Source organism: Variovorax sp. H27-G14, assembly GCF_046156345.1.
GTDB lineage: Bacteria > Pseudomonadota > Gammaproteobacteria > Burkholderiales > Burkholderiaceae_C > Variovorax.
Map to the genome: position 1 here is coordinate 329283 of NZ_JAYLVN010000003.1, position 26001 is coordinate 355283.

Genomic DNA, 26001 nt, shown 5'->3' on the forward strand with positions numbered 1-26001 from the left:
TAAAGTGCGGGTCATTGTGACAGAAACCAAGGGGTGGCGTCCCGTGCGGGGACGCTATGGCAGCGATAGCCAAAGCCCTTGCGCACCGTGTCGCCACGCCCGCTCCCACGCTCTCAAACCCCTCGATAGAACATGAACGAAGGCCACCCTGCCCAGGCCCTGTGGTGCGATCCCGCCGACGGCGTCGTCGCGCGGATCGTGCACGCACTCGCCCAACGCCAACTGCACGCCGCGCGCACCGTGGTGCTGGTGCCCTATGCGCAGCTGATGGCGGTGGCCCGCGGCATGTGGGCGCGCTGCGGCAGCCCCGGCTTCGTGCCGCGCTTCGAGACCACGCACAACTGGGCCCGCAGCGCGGGCGGCTTCGTGCCCACCGGCTACGACATTGCGCACGACATGGCGCGCGACCTCGTCACCGCGCAGGCGCTGCTGTCGCAGTCCGGTTTCAACGCGGAGCGCTTTGCCCTCGCCGGCCGCGTGGTCGAACTGGCCTACCAGCTGGCACCTCTTGCCGCCGCCGTGACGCCCGAGGTGCGCGTTGGCGACTGGGCCCAGCGCGCTGCGGGCGTGGCCGAGGCGGGCAGCGAGTCGGAGTGGTTCCGCACCGAAAGCGCGCTGATCCGCATTGCCGTCGCGTGGGTGTCGACCTCGGGCTACGCGACCGATGTGCTCATGCGTGACTCGACGCGCGCGCAGGTCGATGCACTGATCGTCCTCGAAGGCTTCCAGACCGATCCGCTCACCCAGTCGCTGTGCGACCTGTGGGGCGACGATGCCCTTCGTTTCTCGCTCGTGCCCGCCGCCGCGCCCGCGCAGTCTGTCGCCTGGCATGTGGCGCTCGACCCCGAGGACGAAGCCCAGATCGCCGCCGCCTGCGTGCTGCGCCACCTGGCTGAAGAACGCGCGCCCGTCGCGCTGATTGCCACCGACCGCGCACTCACCCGCCGCATCAGCGCGCAGTTGGCAGCGCAGGGCGTCGTCACGCACGACGAGACCGGCTGGAAGCTGTCCACCACGCGCGCCGCCGCCACGCTGATGAGCGCGCTGCGCGCCTGCGCCCACGACGCCAGCAGCGACCAGGTGCTCGAATGGCTCAAGGGCGGTGCCGACGGTGACGCGGCAGTCGTGCAGTCGCTCGAAGCGCGCCTGCGCCGCGAGGGCCTGCGCGACTGGTCCGCCTGGTGCTCGCTGGTGGCACGCAGCGAGAAGCCGCAGGACGTGGCGCTGCTGCCCTTCACCGATTCCATCGAAGCGCGCCGCATGCCCGTGGCCCGCTCACGTCCACTGGCCGAATGGCTGCTGGCCTTGCGCGAACTGCTCGAAGCGGGTGGCCATTGGCAATTGCTGCTCGACGACTTTGCCGGCGGCAAGGTCATCGGCGCGCTCTGGCTCGACGCCGGCGCGCACGGCGATGACGACGAGTTTCCTGGCGGTCGCCACACGCTGGCCGAATTCACTGCCTGGGCGCGGGACGTGCTCGAAGACGCGAGCTTCGTGCCGCCCGCCGGCGACCTGGCCCCGCGCGTCGTCGTGCTGCCGCTGTACCAGCTGCTCGGCCGCGCGTTCGGGGCCGTGGTCATTCCGGGTTGCGACGACCGGCGCCTGCCCGCGTCCCCCGAGCCGCCCGGCAACTGGAGCGCCGCCCAGCGCCTCGAACTCGGCCTGCCACTGCGCGAAGTGCTCGAAGCCGCGCAGCGTGCCGCCTGGGCCGACGCCTTGCGCAACCCGTGCTGCGAGCTGCTCTGGCGCCAGTCCGACGCCACCGGCGAGCCGGTGAGCCCCAGCCCGCTGGTGCAGGCGCTGCGGCTCGACCACGCCCTGCAGCCCACCACCGACCCGCGCCTGCCGCGCGAGGTGGCCGTGCAGCCGACCCGCTGCCCGACGCCCTCGGGCGCGCTGCTGCCGCTGGAGAACATCTCGACCAGCGTGTACGAAGACCTGCGCCGCTGCCCCTACCGCTTCTTCGCGCTGCGCCAGTTGGGCCTGCGCAGCGCCGACGAGCTTGATGCCGAGGTCGACAAGCGCGACTTCGGCAACTGGCTGCATGCCGTGCTCGGCCATTTCCACGAAGCCTTGATCGACACCCCGACACAGGAGGCTCAGGCGCGCCTGGCGTTCATCGAGGCCGCGGCGCAGCGCGCCACGCGCGAAATGGGCTTGTCCGATGCCGAATTTCTGCCCTTTGCCGCCGCCTGGCCCGCCGTGCGCGACGGCTACCTTGGCTGGCTCACCGGCCATGAGGCGAGCGGCGCGGTGTTCGTCGAGGCCGAGCCCTGGAAGGAGCAGTCGTTGGGCACGCTGCGGCTGGTCGGCCGGCTCGACCGCATCGACCGCATGCCCGACGGCCAGGCCTTCGTGATCGACTACAAGACCGAGTCGTCCTCGGTCACCAAGGAGCGCGTGAAGGACCCGACCGAAGACACGCAGCTCGCGTTCTACGCCGCGTTGGTGGCCGACGACACCTTGCGCGCGGCCTACGTGAACGTGGGCGAAAAATCTTCCGGCACGCAGACCGTCGAGCAGCCGGCCGTGGTGGAGGCGCGAGACGCCCTGGTGGCCGGCATCATCGAAGACTTCACGCGCATTGCGCAGGGCGTGGCATTGCCGCCGTTGGGGGAGGGCGCCGTGTGCGACTTCTGCGCGGCGCGCGGCCTGTGCCGCAAGGACTTCTGGGAACTGTCGAAATGAACGGCGCCGCTTACGAACACAACGGCCGCCACGTCGAGCGCGAGGCCTTCTATACCGTCGCCTGCGACCCGCGCCGCTCGGTCGCCGTCGAGGCTTGCGCCGGCGCGGGCAAGACCTGGATGCTGGTGTCGCGCATCCTGCGCGCGTTGCTGGAGGAGGGCGAATCCGCCTGCGAGCCGCATGAGATTCTGGCCATCACCTTCACCAAGAAGGCCGCCGGCGAAATGCGCGAGCGCCTCGACCAGTGGCTAGAAGACTTTGCCGAACGCCCGCCCGAGGAACTGGTGCGCGAACTCGTGATTCGCGGCGTCGAACCTGCGGCTGCGCTGGCCGCCGTGCCGCGGCTGAAGGGCCTGTACCGCCGTCTGCTCGAAGGCGGCCGGCCGGTGCAGTTCCGCACCTTCCACGCCTGGTTTGCCGGCCTGCTGCGCAACGCGCCGCTCGCTGTGCTGCGTGAACTGGGCCTGCCGTCGAACTACGAACTGCTCGAGGACGATGCCGAGGCCCGCGGCCACACCTGGCGGCCGTTCTTCGAGGCTGTCACCGCCGACAAGGACACGCTGGCCGACTACTACGCCGTGGTCGCCACCCACGGCCGCTCGCAGACGGCGAAGGCGCTGGGCGAGGCACTGTCCAAACGCGTCGAGTTTTCGCTGTCCGATGCGGAGCACGCGGTGCAGCATTTCAGCGCGTTCTACCCGTCGCTCGACGGGCTGCAGGAGCCGACGCAAGCGCTGCTGGGCGAGCCGGTTCGCCGCCGCTGGCTCGACCGCGCGGCCGCGTTGGGTCGCGAGTCCAACAAGACACCGCAGAAAGCTGCCGAAGCCATCATCGATATCTTCGGCACCGGAGAGCCCACCGCCGAAACCCTGCCGGCCGCGCTCGCGCACCTGCGCAAGAACTTCTTCGTTGCCACCGAAGACCGCCTCAACAAGAACCTGCAGAAATTCCCAGCAGCCCAGGAAGCCGAGGCCGACCTGCAGGTGCTGTGCGGTGCCCAGGCCCAGCACGCGGCCTGGCTCTACCAACAGCGCATGACACGCCTTACGCGCCTGTTGATCGCTGCCTTCGCCGACGTGAAGCGCGCCCACGGCTGGGTCGACATGAACGATGTCGAGCAGGCCGCGCAATTGCTGCTGGGCCAGTCCGCGCTGTCGGGCTGGGTGCAGGAGCGGCTCGACGCGCGCATTGCGCATCTGCTGATCGACGAGTTCCAGGACACCAACCCGCTGCAGTGGCAGGCCTTGTACGGCTGGCTCAGCGCCTATGTGGGCGCGGGCAGCAGCGCGCCGCGCGTGTTCATCGTGGGTGACCCCAAGCAAAGCATCTACCGCTTTCGCCGAGCCGAGCCGCAGGTGTTCATCGCTGCAAAGAAGTTCGTGCGCGAAGGGCTGGGTGGCGAGTTGCTGAACTGCGACCACACGCACCGCAATGCGCGCGGCGTGGTCGGGCTGGTCAATGCGGCCATGCTGGCTGCACAGGAGGCCGGCGAATTCGACGGCTACCGCGCCCATACCACCGAGCGCACCGACGAGGGCGAGCTGCTCAGGCTGCCGGCCATCGACCGCGATGCGCTCGGCGATGCAGTCGACGCGCAACCGGCCGACGACGGCATGCTGCACTGGCGCGACAGCCTGGTCACCCCGCGCGTGCTGCCCGAAGAACAACTGCTGCAGAAAGAATGCGAGCAGGCCGCGCAATGGGTCGCGCAGCGCATTGCCGACGGCACACCGCCGCGGCAGATCATGGTGCTGGCGCGCCGTCGCAGCCGCCTGTCCGCCATGCAGGACGCGCTGCGCCAGCGCCACATTCCCGTGCAGCAGCCCGAGAAGAACGAGCTGCACGACGCGCCCGAGGTACAGGACGTGGTTGCGCTGATCGACGCGCTGGTGTCGCCCGCGCATGACCTGTCGCTGGCGCGCGCGCTCAAGTCGCCGGTGTTCGGTGTCGACGACGAGGTGCTGGTGCAGCTCGCATTGCGCCAGCGCGAACGCGGCGCGGTCAGCTGGTTCGCCCTCATCCAAAAGGACGAGAGCCTGCCGCCGGTGTTGATCGACGCAGGCGTGAAGCTGAAGAAATGGCAGCGTTGGCTGATGACGCTGCCGCCGCACGATGCGCTGGACGCCATCTTTCACGACGGTGACCTGCTCGCGAAATTCGGCGCCGCCGTGCCTGCCACCCTGCGCCAGGGCGCGCTGGCCAACCTGCGCGGTGTGCTCACGGCGTCGCTCGACATCGATGGCGCGCGCTTCGTCACGCCCTATGCGTTGGTGCGTGCCCTGCGCGCAGGCGGCGTGCGGGCGCCGAACGTGGCCGCCCCCGAGGCGGTGCAATTGCTGACCGTGCACGGTGCCAAGGGCCTGGAGGCCGACACCGTGCTGATGCTCGATTGCGACGCGGCACCGCCGCGCGCGCAGACCATGGGCGTGCTGGTCGAATGGAAGGGCAGCGACAGCGCGCCCACGCGCTTCGTGTTCTTGGCGAGCGAGAAAGCGCCGCCCGCGTGCGCGGCCTCGCTGCTCGAGGAAGAGCAGCGCGCGCGGCATCGCGAAGAACTCAACGGCCTCTACGTGGCCACCACGCGGGCGCGCGAGCGGCTGGTGCTGTCGTCGGTGCGCCCCGCGCGTGCCAACGAAAGCAGCTGGTGGGCGCGGCTGGAGGCGCTGTGCGAACCCACCGAGGCCGACGAGCCCCTGGTGGCATTGCCCGCGGCCACCGGCGCTGTCACTGCCGCGGCCACCTTCGCCATGAAACGCATGCCCACGGTGCCCCCGTCCGCCGACGCGCCCACTGCGAAGAAAGCCGCCGAAGCCACCGTCGACGCACGCGCCGCGGCCTTCGGCCAGGCCATGCACCGCTTGCTCGAATGGGCGGTGCCGGGCGAGGCGCTACCGGCGGCGCATGTGCGGGCCGCGGCACGTGAATTCATGCTCGACGCCCAGCAGGCGCGCGGCGCCGCGGCGCTGGCCCAGCGCATCCGCGCGGGCGAGGGGGCCTGGGTGTGGGACGATCGCAGGGTCGACTGGCATGGCAACGAAGTCACGCTGGTGCATGAAGGCGAGACCTTGCGCATCGACCGTCTGGTGCGCGAGCGCGACGGCGGCGCCTGGTGGATCCTCGACTACAAATCCGCGGCGCGCCCCGAACGGGACGCCGCGCTGATCGCACAGATGCAGCGCTACCGCGCCGCAGTGCAACATGCCTACCCCGGTGCCACGGTGCGCGTCGCGTTCCTCACCGGGCAGGGCGAACTGGTGAATCTCGAATGACTGTTTTCTCTACCGTGGCCGTGATCGGCGGCGGCCCCGCCGGCTTGATGGCGGCCGAAGTGCTGAGCGCGTCCGGCGCGCAGGTGCATGTGTATGACGCGATGCCCTCGGTGGGCCGCAAGTTCTTGCTGGCAGGCCGTGGCGGCCTGAACCTCACGCACTCCGAGCCTTTCGATGTGTTCGCAAGCCGCTTCAGCGAGCGTCGCGCGCAGCTCGAGCCGATGCTCGCGAGCTTCGGTCCGCAGCAGGTGCGTGAATGGGCGGCGGGGCTGGGTGTCGAAACGTTTGTCGGCACATCGGGCCGCGTGTTCCCCACCGACATGAAGGCCGCGCCGCTGCTGCGTGCCTGGCTGCAGCGCTTGCGCGCGGCGGGCGTGCAGTTCCATATGCGGCATCGCTGGCAGGGTGAGGGTGCGCTGGACCTGGGCGCGTTGCGCTTTGCCACGCCGGGTGGCGATGTCACGGCGAAGGCCGATGCGTTGGTGCTGGCGCTGGGCGGCGCAAGCTGGGCGCGGCTGGGGTCCGACGGTGCATGGGCACCCTGGCTGCAGGCGCAGGGTGTGGATGTGGCGCCGCTGCTGCCCGCCAACTCCGGCTTCAACGGCGCGGGCTGGAGCGAGCATTTCTCCAGCCGCTTCGCGGGCCAGCCTTTCAAGTCGGTCGCGGTCTCGTTCACCGACAGCCAGGGGCGCAACTTTGCGCGCAAGGGCGAGTTCGTGGCCACGGCCACGGGCATCGAAGGCAGCTTGATCTACGCGGCGTCGGCACTGCTGCGCGACGAGATCGCAGCCAAGGGCAGCGCCACGTTGTTGCTCGACCTGCTGCCCGATCGCAGCGCTGAGCAGGTGCTGGCTGCGGTAACGCATCCGCGCGGCGCTCGCTCGCTGAGCAGCCACTTGAAGAGCCGGCTCGGGCTGGAGGGCATCAAGGCCGGCGTGCTGCACGAAACATTGAGCCGCGAGGCGATGCAGGACGCAGCGCAACTGGCGGCGACGATCAAGGCCGTGCCGCTGAAACTGGTCTCGACGCGGCCCATCGACGAAGCCATCAGCACCGCGGGCGGTGTGCGCTTCGACGCGATCGATGCACACCTGATGACCAACGCTTTGCCCAACGTGTTCGCGGCGGGGGAGATGCTGGATTGGGAGGCGCCGACCGGCGGCTATCTGATCACGGCGTCGATGGCCAGCGGTGCCGCGGCGGCGCGCGGCGCTGTCCAGCGGCTGGGCCTGTGAAGGCCCTGCACCGCAGGGTGTTTTTGCTGACCGACTGAGTGAATTTGCAAGCCCCGTTTCATTTCGCATGGAATGAAACGGAGCTGCTGAAGAGGTTGACGAGCCTTACCGCATGGGGCCTACACCATTGATTTCATTGAAGAAATTCAGAGTGTTGCACCATTAGATTAGCGGGCAAGTGCTACATCACCCGATGACGTTCCGATGGTACCGCAAGGCGGCTCAGGACACCGTGCAAAGCGGGGCTGACGCGGCATCTCGGCTAGGGGCTTGGCAGCAAAAGCGCTGTTCGACGCGGTGAGGGGATCGAGAGGCCTAGATGGCCTCCTAGGTCCCATGTGGGCATGGAGAAAAGACCGGAGGGGATCGACCCGCGCCCGGGATGCGCCCCCATTGGAGAAACAAGGCCTTCAACGCGGGACAGTACACAGTGCCAGTACGCACGACGAGCCACGAGTTTAGCCGCCCGTCACAGCATCTCAGCCGATCCGCGACGATCACTGAGGCGCGGCGTCTAGGATTGAGGCACCGTCGTCGAATGAGCCTGACAGTGATGGGCATCCCTCCCCTCTCAGGGTGTAGCGGCAATAGCGGCATCCACAAAATTGATCATCGCTCCGGTCCCTGCTTGGGCGTTTGTCGGGGCGAGGTTGAGCGGCAACGTTGCACCGATTTGTGGCTGTGAACCGAGGAGCAACGTAGGTTCGCTGTGATCAATCAGCGCGACACTAGACGTATCGATGCTGAATCTCGTCAGCGTAATGTTGTGAGCGAGGATGTAAGACCGGAAGAACATCAACGCTGGCGCCACGTGATTGAGCCAGTCTTCCTGAATATTCCCTTGAGCGTCGGCGACCCCCTCATAGCGAAAGACGCTGCCTCCAAGCCGTCGAAAGTGAAATCGCTCGAACATGCTGCGCAAATATGTACGCATGTGGCCTGGATTTACATCGCTAAGGTCGTAAGTGATGGTGACTGCCATAGGTCTGAAAAAGTTATTGTTGAGCTACGATTAAAACGGAAAAACGCAACAGCATTGAATTTAGCCCATCGCCACATCCCTTATTCGCCGAGTTAACATATCCTCGACCTCTTCACCGTTTCCGGCGAGCTTGGCTTCCAAGCATCCTAATAAATCACTGTCAAAGATTGGTAGAACAAGGCCTCGCTCCTCTTTGAATATATCGTTGCACCGGGCAAATAGCATAACTCTTTTTTCGGCATCGCGACATATGAGAAAGCCAACTCGACCTCTATTTGGGGCGAATCTTCCTGAAATTTGATCAAGCTCTGGGTTTTTTACGTCCTTGGTGTAATTTTTGCATTCTACAATGATCCATTGGCAGTTGAGCTTAAATTGATTTTGTAGTCTTACAAATACACCGTCCACCGCTGCATTGTCAAAAGTCAAGTCGATTCGGCGCCGTCCTTCATTTATTTCAACTTCGACCTGTGGGCAAAGTAGCTTTGGATAAAATAGCATTTCTAAAATGCTAACAACTATGCGGTGGTAGCGAGATGCACCGTCATTTCCTGGCTGGCCTGCCCTTAACTGCTCGATCAAATGAGCGATGACGTCGTTCACGTCTACTGAGCTCAAATCTTCATCGGATATGGATTTTTGATCATGCACTTGATCTGAGCGAAATTCCTTGAAGACCTCCGGATGCGCCTGCACGAATGTGGCTAGATGCTCTTTGTCAAAAGGTGCTTCAGGTTCAAGGCTCTTTTTTGTCACGTATGGTGTGTCGTCAACCCTGTACTGTACAAGTGCCGAGCCCATCTTAAGGTGTTCATGTTGAAGATACTCTAGTAGGTACTGACGGTGAAATCTGCTTGGCGTATATCTTTTTGCAAAAGAAACAATGCCTTTCGGGACTAATAGGATTTTTCGCTGATCCACTATCAGCATTTCAGAATAGCCGGTCCTCCAAGACCTCGATGCTGCATCCCAAAAAAAACCGGTTGGAATTTTGGGTGCGAGCGGAATTTGCCAAAGGCGACATTGAGCTTGGGTATAATTGATGAGGTGCGAACGAATGATGTTCGTTGTCATATCTGAGATTTTGTCTTTGTCGACGCCATAGACAAATACTCGAAAATCTTCAAGGTGCTCTACAAGCCCCGTTTGCACCGCTTTGCTCGCAAGAATACTTTGGAAAATTCGATCGGCATCAGACGAATTCACGCCTCGCCCCTTTGGTGTTCCTACGGACAAGCCCAAGCAGGTTTCATTCGGCTCCTCAAGATGCAGGAAAAGCGAGCGGGCAGCATCATTTTTTCCTTGATTTATAAGCCCGATGAAAAATGTGAAGAAACTACGGACAGTGCGATAAGCACGTGTTGAAAAATCGTCCGCTCGCATACCTAGAAAATAGGGGTCGAGAAACAAGGGTGTATCGACATCAGTATCAATGTCGATGAAGTCGAGTTCAAACTGACTGCGTCCGAGTTCAAATTTCTCGCTGATTTTCATCACCCAACCCCTAGTAATTTAGTTACTCGAGGTTACGTTCATCCCGCTGGTATGTGATGAGTGTTAACCATCTGTGTGAGCTCGACCAGAACTGGCAGTCCGACTAAGCATCCCTGTGTGGGCCAAGTGCTGCACGATGCCGCGCGCGGATTGCCTCTAGGTCCGCAAAGCTCTGAGCAGGTCTCCGAAATTCCTTGGGTTCCTCGGGACTGCTCCGCCGTCGCTCGGCGTACATGCGGCTGCGCTCGGCGATCATCAGCTTGACCCCGTCAGGGCGTGGCCCGTACTTGCGCCTTAGACCGCGTCTCAAGGCTGCCAAGTGCTCTTTACGGGCACGAGCGCGAGGGCGGCTTGCTGGGCTGCGTAGGCCTCAGGACCCCCAGCGGCCTTGATTGCTCTGCGTTTTGCTTTTTGCGACTTGGAAGATAGGGCGCTGTACTTGGCCTTGTCGGATTCTCTGCGGGCCTTGGAGGCCTCCAGGATACACGGCGTGCATCGAGTGTCGAAGCTGGAGAGCTGCCACGGATGCGCTCAGCCTGGGCGTCTGCAAAGGCCGTCCCGGAGATACCCCGGCGCGTCCAAAAAAAACAGTGGTGATCTAGTGCGCGTCCGTTTCGTAGGGCAAGCGGGCGGCCGCTGATCTTTCGCCGCGCGACCTTGGGTGTTATGCGCCCGCTTGTCGCTATGCTAGATAGGATGAAAGTTATCGCATCGAGCATCCGCATCCACCTATTCAGGCACAGCCGCGAGCCGGTCTTGTCTCTTCTTGCGGAACATGGGGTCGAGTTCGTGCATAACGCGCCTACGCCCGGGGTCGTCATGGCGTCCGGGGAATGGGTGGACGTTGTCAAGACGGTGACCATCGCCGCGCCATTGGCTGGTGTGGTCGTTGCCTTTCTTAAGCATCGGCATGGCCGCAAAGTCATCATCACGTCGCATGACCGAACCGTCATTCATGCAGAGAACTTGACGCATGATGAGTTGGTTATGGTGCTTGAAAAGGCGGCAAGCATCACCGCAATCGATACAGGTCAGCCCCCGAAGGCCGAAAAGAGCGCGGAGCCACCTCGTCACTCCGGGGGCGCAACCTAGGTAACACATGCTCAAGGCAACTGAACAAGAGTCAGGGGACATAGTTGAGTACATGAACTGGCAAGCGCCGGACCTGAAGGTCGAGATGGTGCAGAAGATGTACTCGGAGAACGTCGTCGGCGCTCAGCATGACATTTGGGATGTGCATACAAACAAGGATCGGTGGTGGGTCATAACGAATCCCACAAACCTGTATTCGCAGGAGCAGTTTCCGAACATGGATATCGCGCTGACGTGTCATGTCGGACTCGGAACGCGGATGATTCGTACGGAGCGCAAGGAGCTTGACGAACTCGATGCGGAGCCCTTTGCCGAGCCGTTTCGCTACATCTACGAGGCGCACGACGCTCTCGGGCAGGCGCAAGAGGTGGCCGACTATCAGTCGTTGGGCGTGAGATGCCGCGAGGCGTTGCTCGCTTTCTCCGCAGCGGCACAGATCGTCGTACCTTGGACTTCGACTGAAGCGCCGCCGAAAAAGGCGGACCTCAAAGCGTGGGGAGACCACATCTGCAGCGTCGTGCTACCGGGCAATACGCATGAATATCGACGCCATCTATTCAAGGCATTGCTGGATAGCTCCTGGAAGTTCGCGAACTGGCTCACTCACACGAAGAATTCGAAATGGCACGATGCAGAGGCATGCCTCACGGTCGTGGAAAATGCGCTCGGCCTTATGACCTCGACAGTCATCCGACACATTCGCGGGGTACCAGAAGAGTGCCCTGCGTGCGGATCGCACAGATTGACGCCGGAACGGGGATTACGTGAGGATGACCCCGAGGTCTGGTGGGAACGTCCCGTGTGCACGAAGTGCGGTTGGCTTGGAAGGGCAGTGATGGTGGATCAGGTTCCCCAGCCGCCGAACGAGGACACGGAGAAACGGCCGCCCCCCGCGGGGGAGTGCGCCATTCAGACGGTGCCGCTGCGCGAGTTACTTCGTCCGTAATGGCTATGCCGAGGGGGCTCTTCATCTAGCGTCCGTCGCGATGACCTAGGACAGGTCATGGCGCTTGGTTTCACTGGGATGCACTGGACCTAAAGGGGAGTCCAGCCATGCTCCTCCAGCATTCGAAGGTAGGGCTTGCGGTTGTCGGCGCAGACCCACTGCACTTCAATCTTGAAGCGCTGGCCTACCTTCCAAGCCGTCCTCATCGCCACCGAGCATGACACCTGGAATTCCCTGTACCGGGAGTCGACAGGACGAACGCGGATGGCCCGAGAAGATGGCTCACCCGGATTCGGATACGTCTCGACGATCAGTTCCACTTCTAGCCCTTTCAGGTCATAGGCGACTGCTTCATTCTCCGAGGCAGTACGGGAGCCCCAGTCAGCGCGGCGCGTTCGCGAGTCCGCGAAGCCTAGCCGATTTGAGCGCTCTACCTGGGCCGGCAAGGAGCGACACAAGAGGCGCGGGTGCCCCGTTGAATGGGCCTTCACGCAGAACTTCGATACCCAACAGGGCGTCATGAATCTGCCCATCGTCGGTATAGCCGTAGTCAACGGTTACCGTGCGTTGAAACCGGCGTGTGAGGCTCTTGCGCAGGGACTCGATTGCAGCGCGTTGCGTGAAGGTGAGGATGGGCTTGTCGTGCATGGCTTTCGGCCTCGGTTGTTGCTGGAAGCCCGACTTTCTTCGCTGCGGTTGCGAAAGTCAGCAGCACGAGTTGCCTAGTTGAGGGGCTTTCCCCGGCGTGTAGCGCGAGTCACTTGCGAAGCATTTGCTTCTCAGCGACTTGCGCCTTATTCAAACGCGACACAGACTTGCGAGGCGGAAGCGGCTCCGCTCGAACGAAAAAGTCAAGCCCTCCGTCGGGCTGTTGTTTGGTCGCTACTGAGTCCGCCTGAGGTCCAGCGCTGTCCAATCTAGCTTGGACACTGCGGCGGCCAGCGTTGCCACATCCGCATGCGTGTAGCGGCCTTGCACAGTGCCACTCTCGTGACCGACCAGCTTGTCAATGATTTGCTCATTGACCCCGGCAGCCGCCAACATCGACCGGCCATTGTGTCGCAGCGAATGGAACGTGAAACGCTCGTCCAGAGCGACATTCGCACTCTCACGCAGCTTCAGGAAATCCAGACCTGCAAGGTCGCCGGGGCGCCGCTTTCCCTTTTGAATGAATCTCGGGAAAACAAAGCGTTCGGCGGCCTTCTTTGATGCCTCGACGAACTCCAGAAATCCCAAATCGATAAGGTGCTGGTGGATTGGAATAGAGCGCTCTCCGGCCTTTGTTTTGACCGTGCGGTTCAGGTGGCCATCAGTCCTCCTATCGTGCACCTCTATGCACCAGACACCGTCGATCTGCTTGATGTCGGCTAGCTCCAACTGCGCAAGTTCGCCGATTCGGGCAGACGAGTACAGCCCCAACGGCAGCAACCACCGGCCTGCGTTGTCGCGGGCATTGTTTGTCGCCACCAGCTTCTTCAGGTCTTGCGTGCGCCATGGCAAGCGCTGGGTACTGTCGCTGGTATCGATCTTCAACCCAGCCCACGGATTGACCGTGAGCTTTCCGGCGTCCACAGCAACGTTCAGAAGGGCTTGGAGCGGGCCGATCAGATTCTTGACTGACTGGCCTTTGATGCCCTTTGCGACGAGGTGGGCTCGCAACTTGGCGCCATGCGTTCGATCAAGTTCGGGGAGTGGTACGTCGGCGCCAGCCTCCGTCAGCAAACGCAAGGCTCGCTCTGTGATCTTGACGGCGGGGCGGGTGCGGGTCTTGAGAGCGAGCCAGTCGGCTTCAATGTCCTTGAGCCGTAGGGGGGGCCTTCGGTAGCGCCTGTAGCTCCTGCGCATGTTGCTTCACCTCGGCAGGCAGAACAGGTGCAGGCGGCGTCTGGACCACCTGTCCCTCGTCGCGATGTACGGCGGTGTCACGGGTGCTGCTGTACGCGGCCAAGCATTCCTGTAGCAGTTGGGCGCCATCGGGCGTCATGTAGTCGATAGCGAGGCCCAGGCGCCTCACGATAGGCTGCACGATGGGAATCATCACTTCGAGGTTTCCACTGACCAAAGCGGCGCGGACCGTCTCCCGCCTGCGTTTGTTGAATGCAGCGCGTGCGGCGACCACCTCAGGCGCCAGTGGCGCTAGGGGGCTCACTGGAGGGGTTGTAGGCCGTTCTGGTAGGGCCCCGTCTGCAAGCTCATAGGCCACTATGACCGGCCCATAAACGCGGGAGGATCGGCCTTTATTCATGCGCTGCGCGGCATCTTCGGTGATGTCCGCATGCAGGAGCGCCTCAACGATGCAGCGCCGAACCTCGGGAGCGATGGCCGCCAATTTCGGCGGAGCTAGTTCACGGCACTGCCGGAGAAACTGCGCCTCCAATTCCGCTCGCTTCGCAGCGGCGCGGACTCTGGCTTCCTGGGGGTCACTGGTGCCCAAGGAGCCGCTGTGTGCGATGCGCTTGCCGCCGTAGAAGGGGTCTGCAGTTCGAGCGGCGCGACCACGCGCAGCCACCACATTCCCCCACGCTGAAACAGACTCGGTATTTTCGATGCCATGTCCTCTCCGATGACGATATTGACGATCTGTCATCGGGCCGAGTGCTACAGCGACGTGCCACAGTTATCGCGCTGGAGGCCGCATGAATGCTGGCTCCGAGGGAAAACTGTAGCACTGTTGATAGTTGACGAGCCTTACCCCTGGCACTGACTACGCAGTTAGGGCTGCTTGGTTCCCCACCTGACCCGGTTGGCCACTTCACCATGCAGGGAGGCCCGTCAGCCTGCATTCTAACCACGAGTCTTTGCCCACTTCGCGCCGTTCGACCAACGTCCTTTCAGAGGTCGGGGTGACCACTTCGGTGGTCTTGCGCACCGCCCCTGCGCAAGGCGCGCGGAAGCACCGCGTTTCTTGTCGTGCGGGTCGGATCGGTGCCTTGTGCCTTTTAGAATGCCCGCAATGTCCTATCTCGTGCTCGCTCGCAAGTTCCGTCCGAAAACCTTCGCTGAGATGGTCGGCCAGGGGCACGTGGTGCAGGCGCTGGAGAACGCGCTGACCACACAGCGCCTGCACCATGCCTACCTTTTCACCGGCACGCGCGGCGTGGGCAAGACCACGGTGTCGCGCATCCTGGCCAAGTCGCTCAACTGCCAGGGGCCGGACGGGCAGGGCGGCATCACCGCCACGCCGTGCGGCGTGTGCCAGGCCTGCCGCGACATCGACTCCGGCCGCTTCGTGGACTACACCGAGCTCGACGCGGCCTCCAACCGTGGCGTGGACGAGGTGCAGTCGCTGCTCGAGCAAGCCGTCTACAAGCCGGTGCAGGGCCGCTTCAAGGTCTTCATGATCGACGAAGTGCACATGCTCACCAACACCGCGTTCAACGCGATGCTGAAGACGCTCGAAGAGCCGCCCGAGTACCTCAAGTTCGTGCTGGCCACGACCGATCCGCAGAAGGTGCCGGTCACCGTGCTGTCGCGCTGCCTGCAGTTCAACCTGCGCCCGATGGCGCCCGAGACCATCCTCGAACACCTGACCGGCGTGCTGCAGACCGAGCAGGTGCCGGCCGAGCAGCAGGCGCTGCGCCTGCTGGCGCGTGCCGCGCGCGGTTCGATGCGCGATGCGCTCTCGCTGACCGACCAGGCCATCGCCTTCGGCAACGGCGAGCTGCTGGAAACCGGCGTGCGCCAGATGCTGGGCAGCGTGGACCGCGGCCATGTCTTCAAGTTGATCGAGGCGCTGGCGCAAGGCGACGGCAAGACGGTGGTCGAGACGTCGGAGGCGCTGCGCGTCGACGGCATGTCCGCCGCCTCCACGTTGGAAGAAATGACGGCCGTGCTGCAGGCCATGGCCGTATTGCAGGCCGTGCCTTCGCGCGCCGAATCGGCCGATTCGGCGACCGACCCCGACGCGGCCGACACCGCACGCCTTGCCGCGCTCATGCCGGCGGACGAAACCCAGTTGCTCTACAGCCTGTGCCTGCACGGCCGCGGTGAGCTGGGCCTGGCGCCCGACGAATACGCCGCGCTCACCATGGTGCTGTTGCGGCTGTTGGCCTTCAAGCCTTCCCAAGCGGCTGCCTCGACAGCCTCCCCGGAAAAAAAAACTCTGAATGAAGCTGCGGCCGCCGTGCCGCAGCCTGCCGCGCGCCCTGCGCCTCCTGCGCCTGCCCCTGTGGCAGCGCCTGCGCCGGTGGTGGTCAGGCCACCCGCGGAGCCCCCGTTGGCAGCCGCGCCCGCACTTGCGGCACCGGCGCCCATGGCCCCCTCGGCTCCTTCGGCGCCTTCAACGCATTCAACGCCCGCAGGCCACCGGCTCTCCGTGGTCGACGAACCCCGCCATGCCGACCCCCACCCAGCCCCGTCGGACAACTCCGCCAAGGTCGTCGGCGTGCCGATTCGCGTGCAGCCCCCGCCGGGCGCGCGCGATGAGCCCCGCGCCGAAGGGCCGCGCGCCTTCACGCCCATTCCCCCCAGCGAGGATGGCGACTTCTGGTACGCCACGGTCACCCAGCTGGTCGCGTCCGAGGCGGTCGCTGCGCTGGCACGCGAACTCGCGCTTCAGTCCCAGCTGGTGGGCCGCGACACCGACCAATGGATGCTGCGCATCGAGCGCGAAACGCTCAACCAGCCCTCCAGCCGCGAGAAGCTGACGGCGGCGCTGAACAACATTGGCCACAACGTCAAGCTGGCCATCGAGATCGGCGGCGTCATCGACAGCCCGGCGCGCCGCAACAAGCACGCGTCCGAAGAACGCCAGCGGGTGGCTGAAGATGCCATCCTGAGCGACCCCGAGGTGCAGGCGCTGATGCGCGACTTCGATGCGAAGATCGTTCCCGGCTCGCTGAAACCGGTCTGATGGCCTGTCTCTCTTATCCTTCCCTCACTTTCCAACCCATCTCAACCGATTAGGACCACACGATGTTCAATAAAGGACAACTGGCCGGCCTCATGAAGCAGGCGCAGGCAATGCAGGACAACCTCAAGAAGGCCCAGGAAGAACTGGCGCACATCGAGGTCGAAGGCGAATCCGGCGCCGGCCTCGTCAAGGTCGTCATGACCTGCAAGCACGACGTCAAGCGCATCACCATCGACCCCAGCCTGCTGGCGGACGACAAGGACATGCTCGAAGACCTGGTGGCCGCCGCCTTCAACGCCGCCGTGCGCAAGGCCGAGGAAACCAGCGAACAGAAGATGGGCAAGCTCACGGCCGGCATGCCCGGCATGCCACCCGGCATGAAGCTGCCGTTCTAAATGGTGCTCCTGCGCGAAAGGCTCGGCTGACATGGCTGACGCCAGTTCGCTCGACGCATTGGTCGATGCGCTGCGCCGCCTGCCCGGGGTCGGCGTCAAGTCGGCTTCGCGCATGGCGTTCCACCTGCTGCAGCACGACCGCGACGGCGCGCAGCTGCTCGCACGCGCGCTGCAACAGGCCGCGGGCGACGTGCGGCATTGCGAGCTGTGCAACACCTTCACCGAGGCGCCCATCTGCAGCGTCTGCATGGACTCGCGGCGCGACGGCTCCAAGCTCTGCGTGGTGGAGACGCCCGCCGACCAGGCCGCGCTCGAACGCACCGGTGCGTTTCGCGGCTACTACTTCGTGCTCATGGGCAAGCTCAGTCCGCTCGACGGTATCGGGCCCAACGACATCGGCCTGCAGAAGCTCTTCGACCGCGCGCGCGACGGCACCGTGAGCGAGGTCATCCTTGCCACCAACTTCACCGCCGAAGGCGAAGCCACCGCGTACGTGATTGGTGAAGCGCTCAAGCAGCACGGTCTCACCGTCACGCGCCTGGCGCGCGGCGTGCCCGCGGGCAGCGAGCTGGAGTACGTCGACCTCGGCACCATCGCGCATGCGCTGGTGGACCGCCGCTAACCCACACCCACAGACATGACTTTTTCATTGCTCACCGTCGCCTACTGGTGCGTGTTGATCGCATGCGTGCTGCCGTACTTCTCGGCCTGGGTGGCCAAGGCCGGCAGCTTCGGCCCGCGCGACAACGTGAATCCGCGCGACTGGGCCGCCAGGCAGAGCGGCTGGCGCGCACGCGCCAACAGTGCGCAAGCGAACAGCTTCGAAGGCCTGCCGTTCTTCATCGGCGCGGTGGTCATTGCGCACCAGCTCGGTGTGGTGCAGTCGCGCCTGGACCTGCTGGCCGTGGCCTACGTGGTGCTGCGCATGATCTACGTCGGGCTGTACATCAAGGGCATTGGCGGTGCGCGCAGCGCAGTCTGGGCACTCGCGTTTCTGGTCAATATCGCGATACTTTTTCTGGGGCGTTGACCCTTTCGCGAAGGCTTCTCGGCGAGGTCTTCGTGTTTACGTGAAAACCCGCACGGGATCACCCCGATGCAGCGGCGTGGTGCGGCCCCTAAGCTGGATTCAGTCCACAAGAATCACAGAGCCCACAGGCACAGCTTCAGGCACCGTTTCATGCTTCATCGCCGCACCCTCATCACAGCCTCCGCCATTGCAGCCGCAACCATTGCGTTGCCGCGTGTCTTTGCGCAGCAGGCGAAGCTGGAGAAGACCAGGATCTCCATCGCCGTGGGCGGCAAGGCGGCGTTCTACTACCTGCCGCTCACCATCTCCGAACAACTGGGCTACTTCAAGGCCGAAGGGCTCGATGTCGAAATTTCCGACTTTGCTGGCGGTGCGCGTGCGCTCCAAGCGGTGGTCGGCGGCTCGGCCGATGTCTGCTCGGGCGCCTACGAACACACCATCAACCTGCAGGCCAAGAACCAGTTCTTTCAGGCCTTCGTGCTGCAGGGCCGCGCACCGCAGATTGCGGTGGGCGTGTCGACCAAGAACATGGCGGGCTACACCGGCATTCAGGATCTGAAGGGCAAGAAGATCGGCGTCTCGGCGCCGGGCTCGTCGACCAACATGGTGGCCAACCTGGTGCTCTCGCGCGGCGGGCTCAAGGCCAGCGACGTGAGCTTCATTGGCGTGGGCGTGGCCGCGGGTGCGCTCACCGCGCTGCGCTCGGGCCAGATCGACGCCATCAGCAACACCGACCCGGTGATGACCATGCTCGAGCAGAAGGGCGACGTGAAGATCATCAGCGACACGCGCACGCTCAAGGGCACGCAGCAGGTGTTCGGCGGCACCATGCCGGCGGCCTGCCTGTACGCGTCGAGCGAGTTCATCCAGAAGAACCCCAACACCTGCCAGGCGCTGGCCAACGCCATCGTGCACGGCCTGAAGTGGCTGCAGACGGCCGGCCCCGGCGACATCATCAAGACCGTGCCCGAGACCTACCTGCTCGGCGACCGCGCGCTGTATCTGGCTTCGTTCGACAAGGTGCGCGAATCGATCGCCACCGACGGCCTCGTGCCGACCGACGGCCCCAAGACGGCGCTCACCGCCATCGCCAGCTTCGACACCAGCGTGAAGGCCGACAAGATCGACCTTGCCAAGACCTACACCAACGATTTTGCTCGGCGCGCGAAAGACAGGTTCAAAGCCTGATTCCGAACGTTCCCGCGACCCGGCCCAGGCCGGGTTTTTTCTGCCTTGTCCGAACATGCACGCGCATGCAAGACCGTGCCGGCACCTTCAAGACCATGCCTGACCACGCACTCGAGCTCCTCTCCATCAGCTGCACCTTTCACTCGAAGGACGATCCCGCCCAGCGCTACACCGCTGTGGCAGACACCACGCTGCGCATCAAGGCCGGGGAGTTCGTGTCGGTGGTCGGGCCCACGGGCTGCGGCAAGTCGACGCTGCTGAACGTGGGGGCGGGCCTGCTGGCGCCTTCGTCGGGCACGGTGAAGGTCTTCGGCCAGACGCTCGCGGGCATCAACACGCGCGCGGGCTACATGTTTCAGACCGAGGCGCTCATGCCCTGGCGCAGCGCCATCGACAACGTGATGGTGGGCCTGCAGTACCGTGGGGTGCCCGACGCACAGGCCCGCGAGCAGGCCGAGGACTGGCTCTCGCGCGTGGGCCTTTCGGGCTTTGGCGACCGGTACCCGCACCAGCTCTCCGGTGGCATGCGCAAGCGCGTGGCGCTGGCGCAAACGCTGGTGCTCGACCCCGACATCATCCTCATGGACGAGCCTTTCAGCGCGCTCGACATCCAGACGCGCCAGCTGATGGAAAACGAAGTGCTCGACCTGTGGAGCGCCAAGAAAAAAGCGGTGCTCTTCATCACGCACGACCTGGACGAAGCCATTGCCATGAGCGACCGCGTGGTGGTGCTGTCCGCCGGACCGGCGACGCACCCGATCGGCGAATTCGCCATCGACCTGGCCCGCCCGCGCGACGTGGCCGAGGTGCGCACGCAGCCGCGCTTCGTCGAGTTGCACAGGCAGATCTGGGAGGTGCTGCGCGACGAGGTGCTCAAGGGCTATGCGCAGCAACTGAGAAAGGCTGCCTGATGGCCCGTTTGTCACGTTTGTCACGCATCGGGCTCAACGAACGCAATGCGCGCTTCTGGCAACTGGCGCTGCTGGTGGTGATATTGGTGGCGTGGCACCTGGCCTCGCGCAACCAGCAGTTCGCCTTCTTCGTGGGCGAGCCCATTCAGGTGGCGGGGCGCATCTGGAGCTGGTTTCTGCCGTTCGAGGTGCCGGCCAACGCGCTCTTTCCCGACGGGCTCAAGGGCAACGCCGACATCTACCTGCACCTGGGCACCACGCTGCTGGAGACGGTGCTGGCCTTCGGCATTGGCACGGTGCTCGGGCTGGCCTGCGGGCTGTGGCTGGCGCTTGCGCCCACGGCCAGCCTGATTCTCGACCCCTACATCAAGGCGGCCAACTCGATGCCCCGCGTGATCCTGGCGCCCATCTTCGCGCTGTGGTTCGGGCTGGGCATCTGGAGCAAGGTGGCGCTGGCGGTCACGCTGGTGTTCTTCATCGTGTTCTTCAACGTCTACCAGGGCGTGCGCGAGGTCAGCCCGGTGGTGCTGGCCAACGCGAAGATGCTGGGCGCCAACCAGCGCCAGCTGCTGCGTACCGTGTACCTGCCGAGCGCCACCAGCTGGGTGTTCTCCAGCCTGCACACCTCCGTGGGCCTGGCCTTCGTGGGTGCGGTGGTGGGCGAGTACCTGGGCTCGGCGCGCGGCGTGGGCTACCTCATCCTGCAGGCCGAGGGCACCTTCGACGTCAACACCGTGTTCGCGGGCATCGTGGTGCTCACGGCCTTTGCGCTGGTGCTCGACAGCATCGTGGGGCTGGTCGAAAAGCGCCTCATGAAGTGGCAGCCCACGACAGGCGAAACCGAGAAGCTGTAGCCGCCTTCCGCCGTGCGATGATCCCGCGCGGCGCCGGGGGGCGCCGCAACGATTCATGGGGGTAACAATGAGCCACGACCACAAGCGGGGCACGACCTTGCGCTCGCGCGACGAGGCGGCCAGGGTCTCGAACGAAGAGCTTTTCTTCGACCTGGTCTACGCGTTTTCCGTCACGCAGCTGTCGCACTACCTGCTGGACCACCTCACGCTGCTGGGCGCGTTCCAGACCCTGGTGATGTGGTTTGCCGTGTGGCTGGGCTGGCAGTACACGGCCTGGACCACCAACTGGTTCAACCCCACCACGCTGCGCATTCGCGGCGTGCTGTTCGCCATCATGCTGCTGGCCATGGTGATGGCCTCTGCGCTGCCCGGGGCCTTTGCAGAGCGCGGGCTGGTGTTTGCGCTGTGCTTCGTGGGCATTCAGGCGGGGCGCACCTTCTGCATGCTGCTGTGCATCGGCGCCCACGATCCGCTCACGCCCAACTTTCGCCGCCTGCTGGCCTGGAACTGCGTGGCGGGCGCGTTCTGGATCGCCGGCGGACTGGCCGACGGGCCGGCGCGGCTGGCGCTGTGGCTGGGCGCCGTGCTGTGCGAATACATCGCGCCGATGATCGGGCTGCGCTTTCCGGGGCTGGGGCGCTCGTCGACCCAACAGGAATGGACCATCGACGGCGGCCACCTGGCCGAGCGCTGCCAGCTCTTCGTGATCGTGGCGCTGGGCGAGTCGGTGCTGGCCACGGGCATCGCCTTCGGGCACCACGCCGAATGGCATGCCATCGACCTGTTCGCGCTGATCGTGGGCTTTGCGGGCAGCCTGGCGATGTGGTGGATGTACTTCGACACCAGCGCCAAGGAGGCGACCCAGGTCATCGAGCATTCGCCGGACCCGGGCCGCATTGGCGCCAAGTTTCACTACACGCACGTGATTCTGGTGGCCGGCATCATCGTGTGCGCCGTTGCCGACGAGCTGACCCTGGGCGAGGGCGCGCACCATGCGGAGCTCAAGTACCTGGGCGCGCTGATCGGCGGGCCGGCGCTCTATCTGTTCGGCAATGCGCTGTTCAAGCGCGTGGTGCGCGGCTTCACGCCGCAATCGCACCTGTACGGGCTGGGTTTGCTGGCAGTGCTGGCGGTGTTTGCGTCGCACCTGACGGTGATGGCGGTCGGCACGCTGACCACGGTCATCATGATCGGCGTGGCCGCGCTGGAGTCGGTGGTGCGCCGCAGGGCATGGGCCGCGCAGGCGCATTGACGGCCTGAGGGAGCTGACAAAGCGCTGACGCCATGAGGCTCAGCGCTTGTTTTCAGCGTTTGTTTTTGGCCGGCGTACCGCCGCGCTTCTCACGCACCACCGGCTGCTTGCTGCTGGCCGGCACCTTGGCAATGTTGGCGCCACGGGGCGCCGCAGCCTTGCTGGGCGCGCCGCCGCGCCGCGGTGCCGCTGCCACGGTGTGCGACACGGGCCGCACGCCGGTGCCCACGCGCGCCGCCACCGACGCGCGAATGGGCAGGTACACCACCACGCTGTAGCCGCGCTTGAACGCGTGGCTCTGCTGCACGTCGTTCCATTCGGCCACGGCCGCGGGCTTGAGGTTGTAGCGCCGCGCAATGCTTGCGACGTTGTCCGCGCGGCCGGCCTTTACCGTCGTGCGACGCGTGACGATCTCGGGCTGAAAGCTCAGGTGGCCTTCGTCGGCCACCACGGCGGCCACGTCTTCCTTCACGCGTGCACTGCGCGGCACGATCAGCGTGGAGCCCGACTTGATGAGCATGCGCGGGGGCACGTTGTTGAGCGCGCGCAGGTCGGCCTCGCTCATGCCCGAGCGCTGGGCGGCGTCGGCCACCGTCATGGTGGTGGGCACGACCCAGGCCGTCCAGCTGGCGTACTGGCCCTGCGAGTAGGCGTCGAAGTTGCGCTGGAACACGGCCGCGTTGTCCCAGGGCAGCAAGATTTGCGGCGTGCCGGCGGCAATCAGCACCGGCTTGTGCGCGGCCGGGTTCAATGCGCGAAAGTCGTCCAGCCGCACGTCGGCCAGCTTGGCGGCCAGTTCCACGTCGAGGTCGCGTGTGAGCGTGACGGTCTGAAAGTACGGGTGGTTGGCAATCACCGGCAGCTCGGTGTTGAAAGCCTGCGGGTTGGCCACGATGTTCTTCACGGCCTGCAGCTTGGGCACGTACATGCGCGTTTCGGCGGGCATGGTGAGGTCGCTGTAGGTGGTGGGCAGGCCCAGGCGCTGGTTCTTTGCGATGGCGCGGCTCACGCTGCCTTCGCCCCAGTTGTAGGCGGCCAGGGCGAGCTGCCAGTCGCCGAACATGCCGTAGAGCTTTTGCAGGTAGTCCAGCGCGGCGCGGGTGGAGGCCAGCACGTCGCGGCGGTCGTCGCGAAAGATGTTCTGCTTCAGGTCGAAGTCGTTGCCGGTGGCCGGCATGAACTGCCACATGCCTGCGGCGCGCGCGCTGGACACGGCCTGCGGGTTGAACGCACTCTCGATGTAGGGCAGCAGCGCAAGCTCGGTCGGCATGTTGCGGCGCTCGAGCTCTTCGACGATGTGAAAGATGTATTTGTCGGAGCGCGCGGTCATGCGCTGGATGTAGTCGGGCCGGCTCGAATACCACTGCTCGCGGTCGCGCACCAGGTCGCTTTCGAGGTTGGGCATCTTGAAGCCGCGGCGAATGCGGTCCCACATGTCCGTGGGCGGGGCGAGGTTGACCACGCTCCGGTTCTGCGTCTGGCCGTTGGAAAGCGGCGAGAGCGCGTTGCGCGGATAGACCGGCGTCGCGGTACCGGCAATGCCACCGGGTTGCGATGAAGACGAGGAGGGAGCGGAGCCGTTGTTCGTGCCCGCGCAGCCCGCGAGCATCAGTGAACCTGCAAGGCAGGTGGCAGCGAAAAATTTCATCGGAAGTCGTTTTTCCATTGGCGCAGCGCGGCAAACACGTCGGCTTCGGCTGCGTCGGCAGCCAGCTCGGCGTGGGCACGCACCGCTCGAAGGACAGAGGCTTCGCGGCTGCGAAGAAAGGGGTTGATCCGGCGCTCGGTGGCCAGTTGCGAAGGCAGCGTGGGCTGCCCCTGCGCGCGCAGGCTTTCGCAGTGCGCGTTGTAGTGAGTCAGTTCGGCGTTGCCCGGTTCCACCGCCAGGGCAAAACGCAGGTTAGAAAGTGTGTATTCATGGGCGCAGCAGACACGCGTGTCGCCGGGCAGCGCCGCCAGCGCGTCGAGCGAGGCGAGCATCTGCGCGGGCGTGCCCTCGAACAGGCGCCCGCACCCGCCGGAGAACAGCGTGTCGCCACAGAAAAGCAACGGCGCCTGTTGGGGCGCCGCTGGCAGAAAGTAGGCGATGTGCCCGGCCGTGTGGCCCGGCACGTCGATCACCTGGAAGCGCAGGTCCAGCACCTCTGCCACGTCGCCTTGCAGGAGCGGGGTGAAAGGCTCTGGGATGCGCTCCCGCGCGGGGCCCCATACCGGCGCGCCGGTGGCGGTGTGCAGCGCGGCCACGCCACCGGTGTGATCGGCATGGTGGTGCGTGACTAGAATCGCGGCCAGTTGCAGCTTGTGGCGCGCAAGCGCGTCGAACACCGGTTGAGCATCGCCCGGATCCACCACGATGGCGTGGGATCCGTCGTGCAGCATCCAGATGTAGTTGTCGGCAAAGGCGGGCAGCGGAACGAGGGTCATGAGCGGTCAAATTATAGGTTTGCATGATTGGTTCGCGACCCCCCCCGGGCGCTACCTGCTGGCTTGGGAGCAGGCCCAGTTCGACCAGGCGGTGGCCGACGTGTTCGGCTATCACGCGCTGCAGCTGGGCGCGGCCGAGGTCGACGCCCTGCGCACCAACCGAATGCCGCACCGCTGGCTGGCGTTGGACGACCCGGCGCGCGGCGCCAAAGCGGCCCTGCTGACCGACTTTGCGGCGCTGCCATTCGCGGCCAACAGCCTCGACCTGGTGGTGCTGCCGCACGCGCTGGAGCTCAGCCCCGACCCGCACGCCACCCTGCGCGAGGTCGAGCGGGTGCTGGTGCCCGAAGGCCGCGTGGTGATCTGCGGGCTCAACCCGACCAGCCTGTGGGGCATGCGGCAGCGCCGCGCGCACCTTTACCGCCGCCTGGGCATCGGCGACCTTTACCTGCCCGAGGGCGGGGAGTTCATCGGCTACTGGCGCATGCGCGACTGGTTGCGGCTGCTGAGCTTCGAGGTGGAGTCGGGCCGCTTCGGCATCTACCGCCCCGCGGTGCGCAGCGAGGCCTGGCTGGAGCGCGCGCGCTGGATGGACGCCGCCGGGGAGCGCTGGTGGCCGATTTTTGGCGCCGCCTACTTTCTGGTGGCGGTGAAGCGGGTGCGCGGCATGCGCCTGCTGAGCGCCGACTGGCGCCGCGCCACCGCGCGAACCACCGCACCCGTGCCCATCGCGGGCAAGGTGCACCGCACTGAATCCGACAATCGAAAATGACAGCAACGCAGACAGAAGGAAAAGTTAGTTTGAACGAAGTAGTGATCTACACCGACGGTGCCTGCAAGGGCAACCCCGGCCCCGGCGGCTGGGGTGCCTGGCTGAAGTCGGGCACCACCGAAAAAGACCTGTTCGGCGGTGAACTCGACACCACCAACAACCGCATGGAGCTGACCGCCGTCATCGAGGGTCTGGCCGCGCTCAAGCGGCCGTGCAAGGTGCTGCTGTACCTCGACAGCCAATACGTGCGCAAGGGCATCACCGAGTGGATCCGCGGCTGGAAGGCCAAGGGCTGGATGACCGCCAGCAAGCAGCCCGTGAAGAACGTCGAGCTTTGGCAGCGGCTGGACAAGCTGGTGGCCGAAGGCGGCCACACGATCGAATGGCGCTGGGTGAAGGGCCACTCGGGCGACCCCGGCAACGAGCGCGCCGACATGCTGGCCAACAAGGGCGTGGACAAGGCGCTCGGGCGCATCTGATCCGAGGCGGCGGCGAGGTGCTCCGCTTGGGGCACGAATGTCGCTTGCCGCCAGCGTGTTGGCAGCAACCACGCACGCCCGTCGAATTGCTTTCCCCGCGGACGCCGCTGCGCCGCCACTGACGCCGCCCGTTCGGTA

Annotated in this window: 22 protein-coding genes and 1 other RNA gene; 15 read left to right on the forward strand and 8 right to left on the reverse strand. The window is 64.9% G+C overall.

The annotated features are described in order from the left end of the window. The first annotated feature begins 132 nt into the window (after window positions 1-132). From VLK31_RS10555 to VLK31_RS10565, 3 genes are read left to right on the forward strand one after another with little or no spacing between them, the layout of a single operon-like run. The gene (locus VLK31_RS10555; protein WP_409168345.1) at window positions 133-2688 is read left to right on the forward strand and encodes a PD-(D/E)XK nuclease family protein; all 2556 of its coding nucleotides are present in this window, start codon (window positions 133-135) and stop codon (window positions 2686-2688) included. Continuing rightward, on the forward strand, window positions 2685-5957 hold the full coding sequence (locus tag VLK31_RS10560) for a UvrD-helicase domain-containing protein (protein ID WP_409168346.1): 3273 nt from the start codon (window positions 2685-2687) through the stop codon (window positions 5955-5957). Before VLK31_RS10555 ends, VLK31_RS10560 begins: the two co-directional genes overlap by 4 nt. Beyond that, the gene (locus tag VLK31_RS10565; protein WP_409168347.1) at window positions 5954-7192 is read left to right on the forward strand and encodes a TIGR03862 family flavoprotein; all 1239 of its coding nucleotides are present in this window, start codon (window positions 5954-5956) and stop codon (window positions 7190-7192) included. The genes VLK31_RS10560 and VLK31_RS10565 overlap by 4 nt, the downstream gene beginning before the upstream one ends. Before the next feature lie 571 nt (window positions 7193-7763). Here the strand turns inward: VLK31_RS10565 and VLK31_RS10570 are convergent. Both VLK31_RS10570 and VLK31_RS10575 read right to left on the reverse strand, forming a co-directional pair. Beyond that, window positions 7764-8174, reverse strand: coding sequence for a hypothetical protein (locus tag VLK31_RS10570; protein WP_409168348.1), 411 nt, complete (start codon window positions 8172-8174; stop codon window positions 7764-7766). Window positions 8175-8234: 60 nt separating this feature from the next. Beyond that, on the reverse strand, window positions 8235-9668 hold the full coding sequence (locus VLK31_RS10575) for a hypothetical protein (protein ID WP_409168349.1): 1434 nt from the start codon (window positions 9666-9668) through the stop codon (window positions 8235-8237). Window positions 9669-10364: 696 nt separating this feature from the next. Here VLK31_RS10575 and VLK31_RS10580 point away from each other — a divergent pair. Then, complete coding sequence (locus VLK31_RS10580; RefSeq protein WP_409168350.1) at window positions 10365-10760, forward strand: hypothetical protein; 396 nt, start codon at window positions 10365-10367, stop codon at window positions 10758-10760. 7 nt (window positions 10761-10767) lie between these two features. Further along, the gene (locus VLK31_RS10585) at window positions 10768-11706 is read left to right on the forward strand and encodes a hypothetical protein (protein ID WP_409168351.1); all 939 of its coding nucleotides are present in this window, start codon (window positions 10768-10770) and stop codon (window positions 11704-11706) included. Window positions 11707-12087: 381 nt separating this feature from the next. Here VLK31_RS10585 and VLK31_RS10590 read toward each other — a convergent pair whose 3' ends face one another. From VLK31_RS10590 to ffs, 4 genes are all read right to left on the reverse strand, one after another. After that, on the reverse strand, window positions 12088-12354 hold the full coding sequence (locus VLK31_RS10590) for a hypothetical protein (RefSeq protein WP_409168352.1): 267 nt from the start codon (window positions 12352-12354) through the stop codon (window positions 12088-12090). Window positions 12355-12588: 234 nt separating this feature from the next. Then, window positions 12589-13434: a tyrosine-type recombinase/integrase gene (locus tag VLK31_RS10595; RefSeq protein WP_409168353.1), complete on the reverse strand. Its 846-nt coding sequence runs from the start codon at window positions 13432-13434 to the stop codon at window positions 12589-12591. Window positions 13435-13495: 61 nt separating this feature from the next. Next, window positions 13496-14293 carry a hypothetical protein gene (locus VLK31_RS10600; protein ID WP_409168354.1) on the reverse strand — a complete coding sequence of 266 codons (798 nt, stop codon included), beginning with the start codon at window positions 14291-14293 and terminating at the stop codon, window positions 13496-13498. 90 nt (window positions 14294-14383) lie between these two features. After that, window positions 14384-14480, reverse strand: an RNA gene (ffs, locus tag VLK31_RS10605) — signal recognition particle sRNA small type. 179 nt (window positions 14481-14659) lie between these two features. Between ffs and dnaX the strand changes: the two genes are divergently transcribed. The 8 genes from dnaX to VLK31_RS10645 all read left to right on the forward strand — a co-directional run bounded on the left by dnaX (window position 14660) and on the right by VLK31_RS10645 (window position 22188). Further along, the gene (gene dnaX, locus VLK31_RS10610; protein ID WP_409168355.1) at window positions 14660-16558 is read left to right on the forward strand and encodes a DNA polymerase III subunit gamma/tau; all 1899 of its coding nucleotides are present in this window, start codon (window positions 14660-14662) and stop codon (window positions 16556-16558) included. A 62-nt stretch (window positions 16559-16620) separates the two neighbouring features. Next, window positions 16621-16953 carry a YbaB/EbfC family nucleoid-associated protein gene (locus VLK31_RS10615; protein WP_409168356.1) on the forward strand — a complete coding sequence of 111 codons (333 nt, stop codon included), beginning with the start codon at window positions 16621-16623 and terminating at the stop codon, window positions 16951-16953. Window positions 16954-16984: 31 nt separating this feature from the next. Next, window positions 16985-17575, forward strand: a complete 591-nt coding sequence (gene recR / locus VLK31_RS10620; RefSeq protein WP_409168357.1) for a recombination mediator RecR — start codon at window positions 16985-16987, stop codon at window positions 17573-17575. Between the two features lie 15 nt (window positions 17576-17590). Next, complete coding sequence (locus VLK31_RS10625; RefSeq protein ID WP_409168358.1) at window positions 17591-17983, forward strand: MAPEG family protein; 393 nt, start codon at window positions 17591-17593, stop codon at window positions 17981-17983. A 150-nt stretch (window positions 17984-18133) separates the two neighbouring features. Beyond that, window positions 18134-19171, forward strand: a complete 1038-nt coding sequence (locus tag VLK31_RS10630) for an ABC transporter substrate-binding protein (protein WP_409168359.1) — start codon at window positions 18134-18136, stop codon at window positions 19169-19171. 95 nt (window positions 19172-19266) lie between these two features. After that, window positions 19267-20082 (forward strand): ABC transporter ATP-binding protein, encoded by an 816-nt coding sequence (locus VLK31_RS10635; protein ID WP_409168722.1) that lies wholly within the window; start codon window positions 19267-19269, stop codon window positions 20080-20082. Further along, on the forward strand, window positions 20082-20936 hold the full coding sequence (locus tag VLK31_RS10640; protein ID WP_409168360.1) for an ABC transporter permease: 855 nt from the start codon (window positions 20082-20084) through the stop codon (window positions 20934-20936). The genes VLK31_RS10635 and VLK31_RS10640 overlap by 1 nt, the downstream gene beginning before the upstream one ends. 67 nt (window positions 20937-21003) lie before the next feature. Beyond that, entirely contained in the window at window positions 21004-22188 is a 1185-nt protein-coding gene (locus tag VLK31_RS10645) for a low temperature requirement protein A (RefSeq protein ID WP_409168361.1), read from the forward strand. 52 nt (window positions 22189-22240) lie between these two features. Here VLK31_RS10645 and VLK31_RS10650 read toward each other — a convergent pair whose 3' ends face one another. Further along, a complete protein-coding gene (locus tag VLK31_RS10650; RefSeq protein WP_409168362.1) occupies window positions 22241-23836 on the reverse strand; it encodes a transglycosylase SLT domain-containing protein in 1596 nt (531 codons plus the stop codon). Beyond that, window positions 23833-24612, reverse strand: a complete 780-nt coding sequence (gene gloB, locus VLK31_RS10655) for a hydroxyacylglutathione hydrolase (protein WP_409168363.1) — start codon at window positions 24610-24612, stop codon at window positions 23833-23835. Before gloB ends, VLK31_RS10650 begins: the two co-directional genes overlap by 4 nt. Here gloB and VLK31_RS10660 point away from each other — a divergent pair. Then, window positions 24611-25384, forward strand: coding sequence for a class I SAM-dependent methyltransferase (locus VLK31_RS10660; protein WP_409168364.1), 774 nt, complete (start codon window positions 24611-24613; stop codon window positions 25382-25384). The genes gloB and VLK31_RS10660 overlap by 2 nt on opposite strands. Before the next feature lie 29 nt (window positions 25385-25413). After that, complete coding sequence (gene rnhA / locus VLK31_RS10665; RefSeq protein WP_409168365.1) at window positions 25414-25863, forward strand: ribonuclease HI; 450 nt, start codon at window positions 25414-25416, stop codon at window positions 25861-25863. Window positions 25864-26001: the final 138 nt, after the last annotated feature.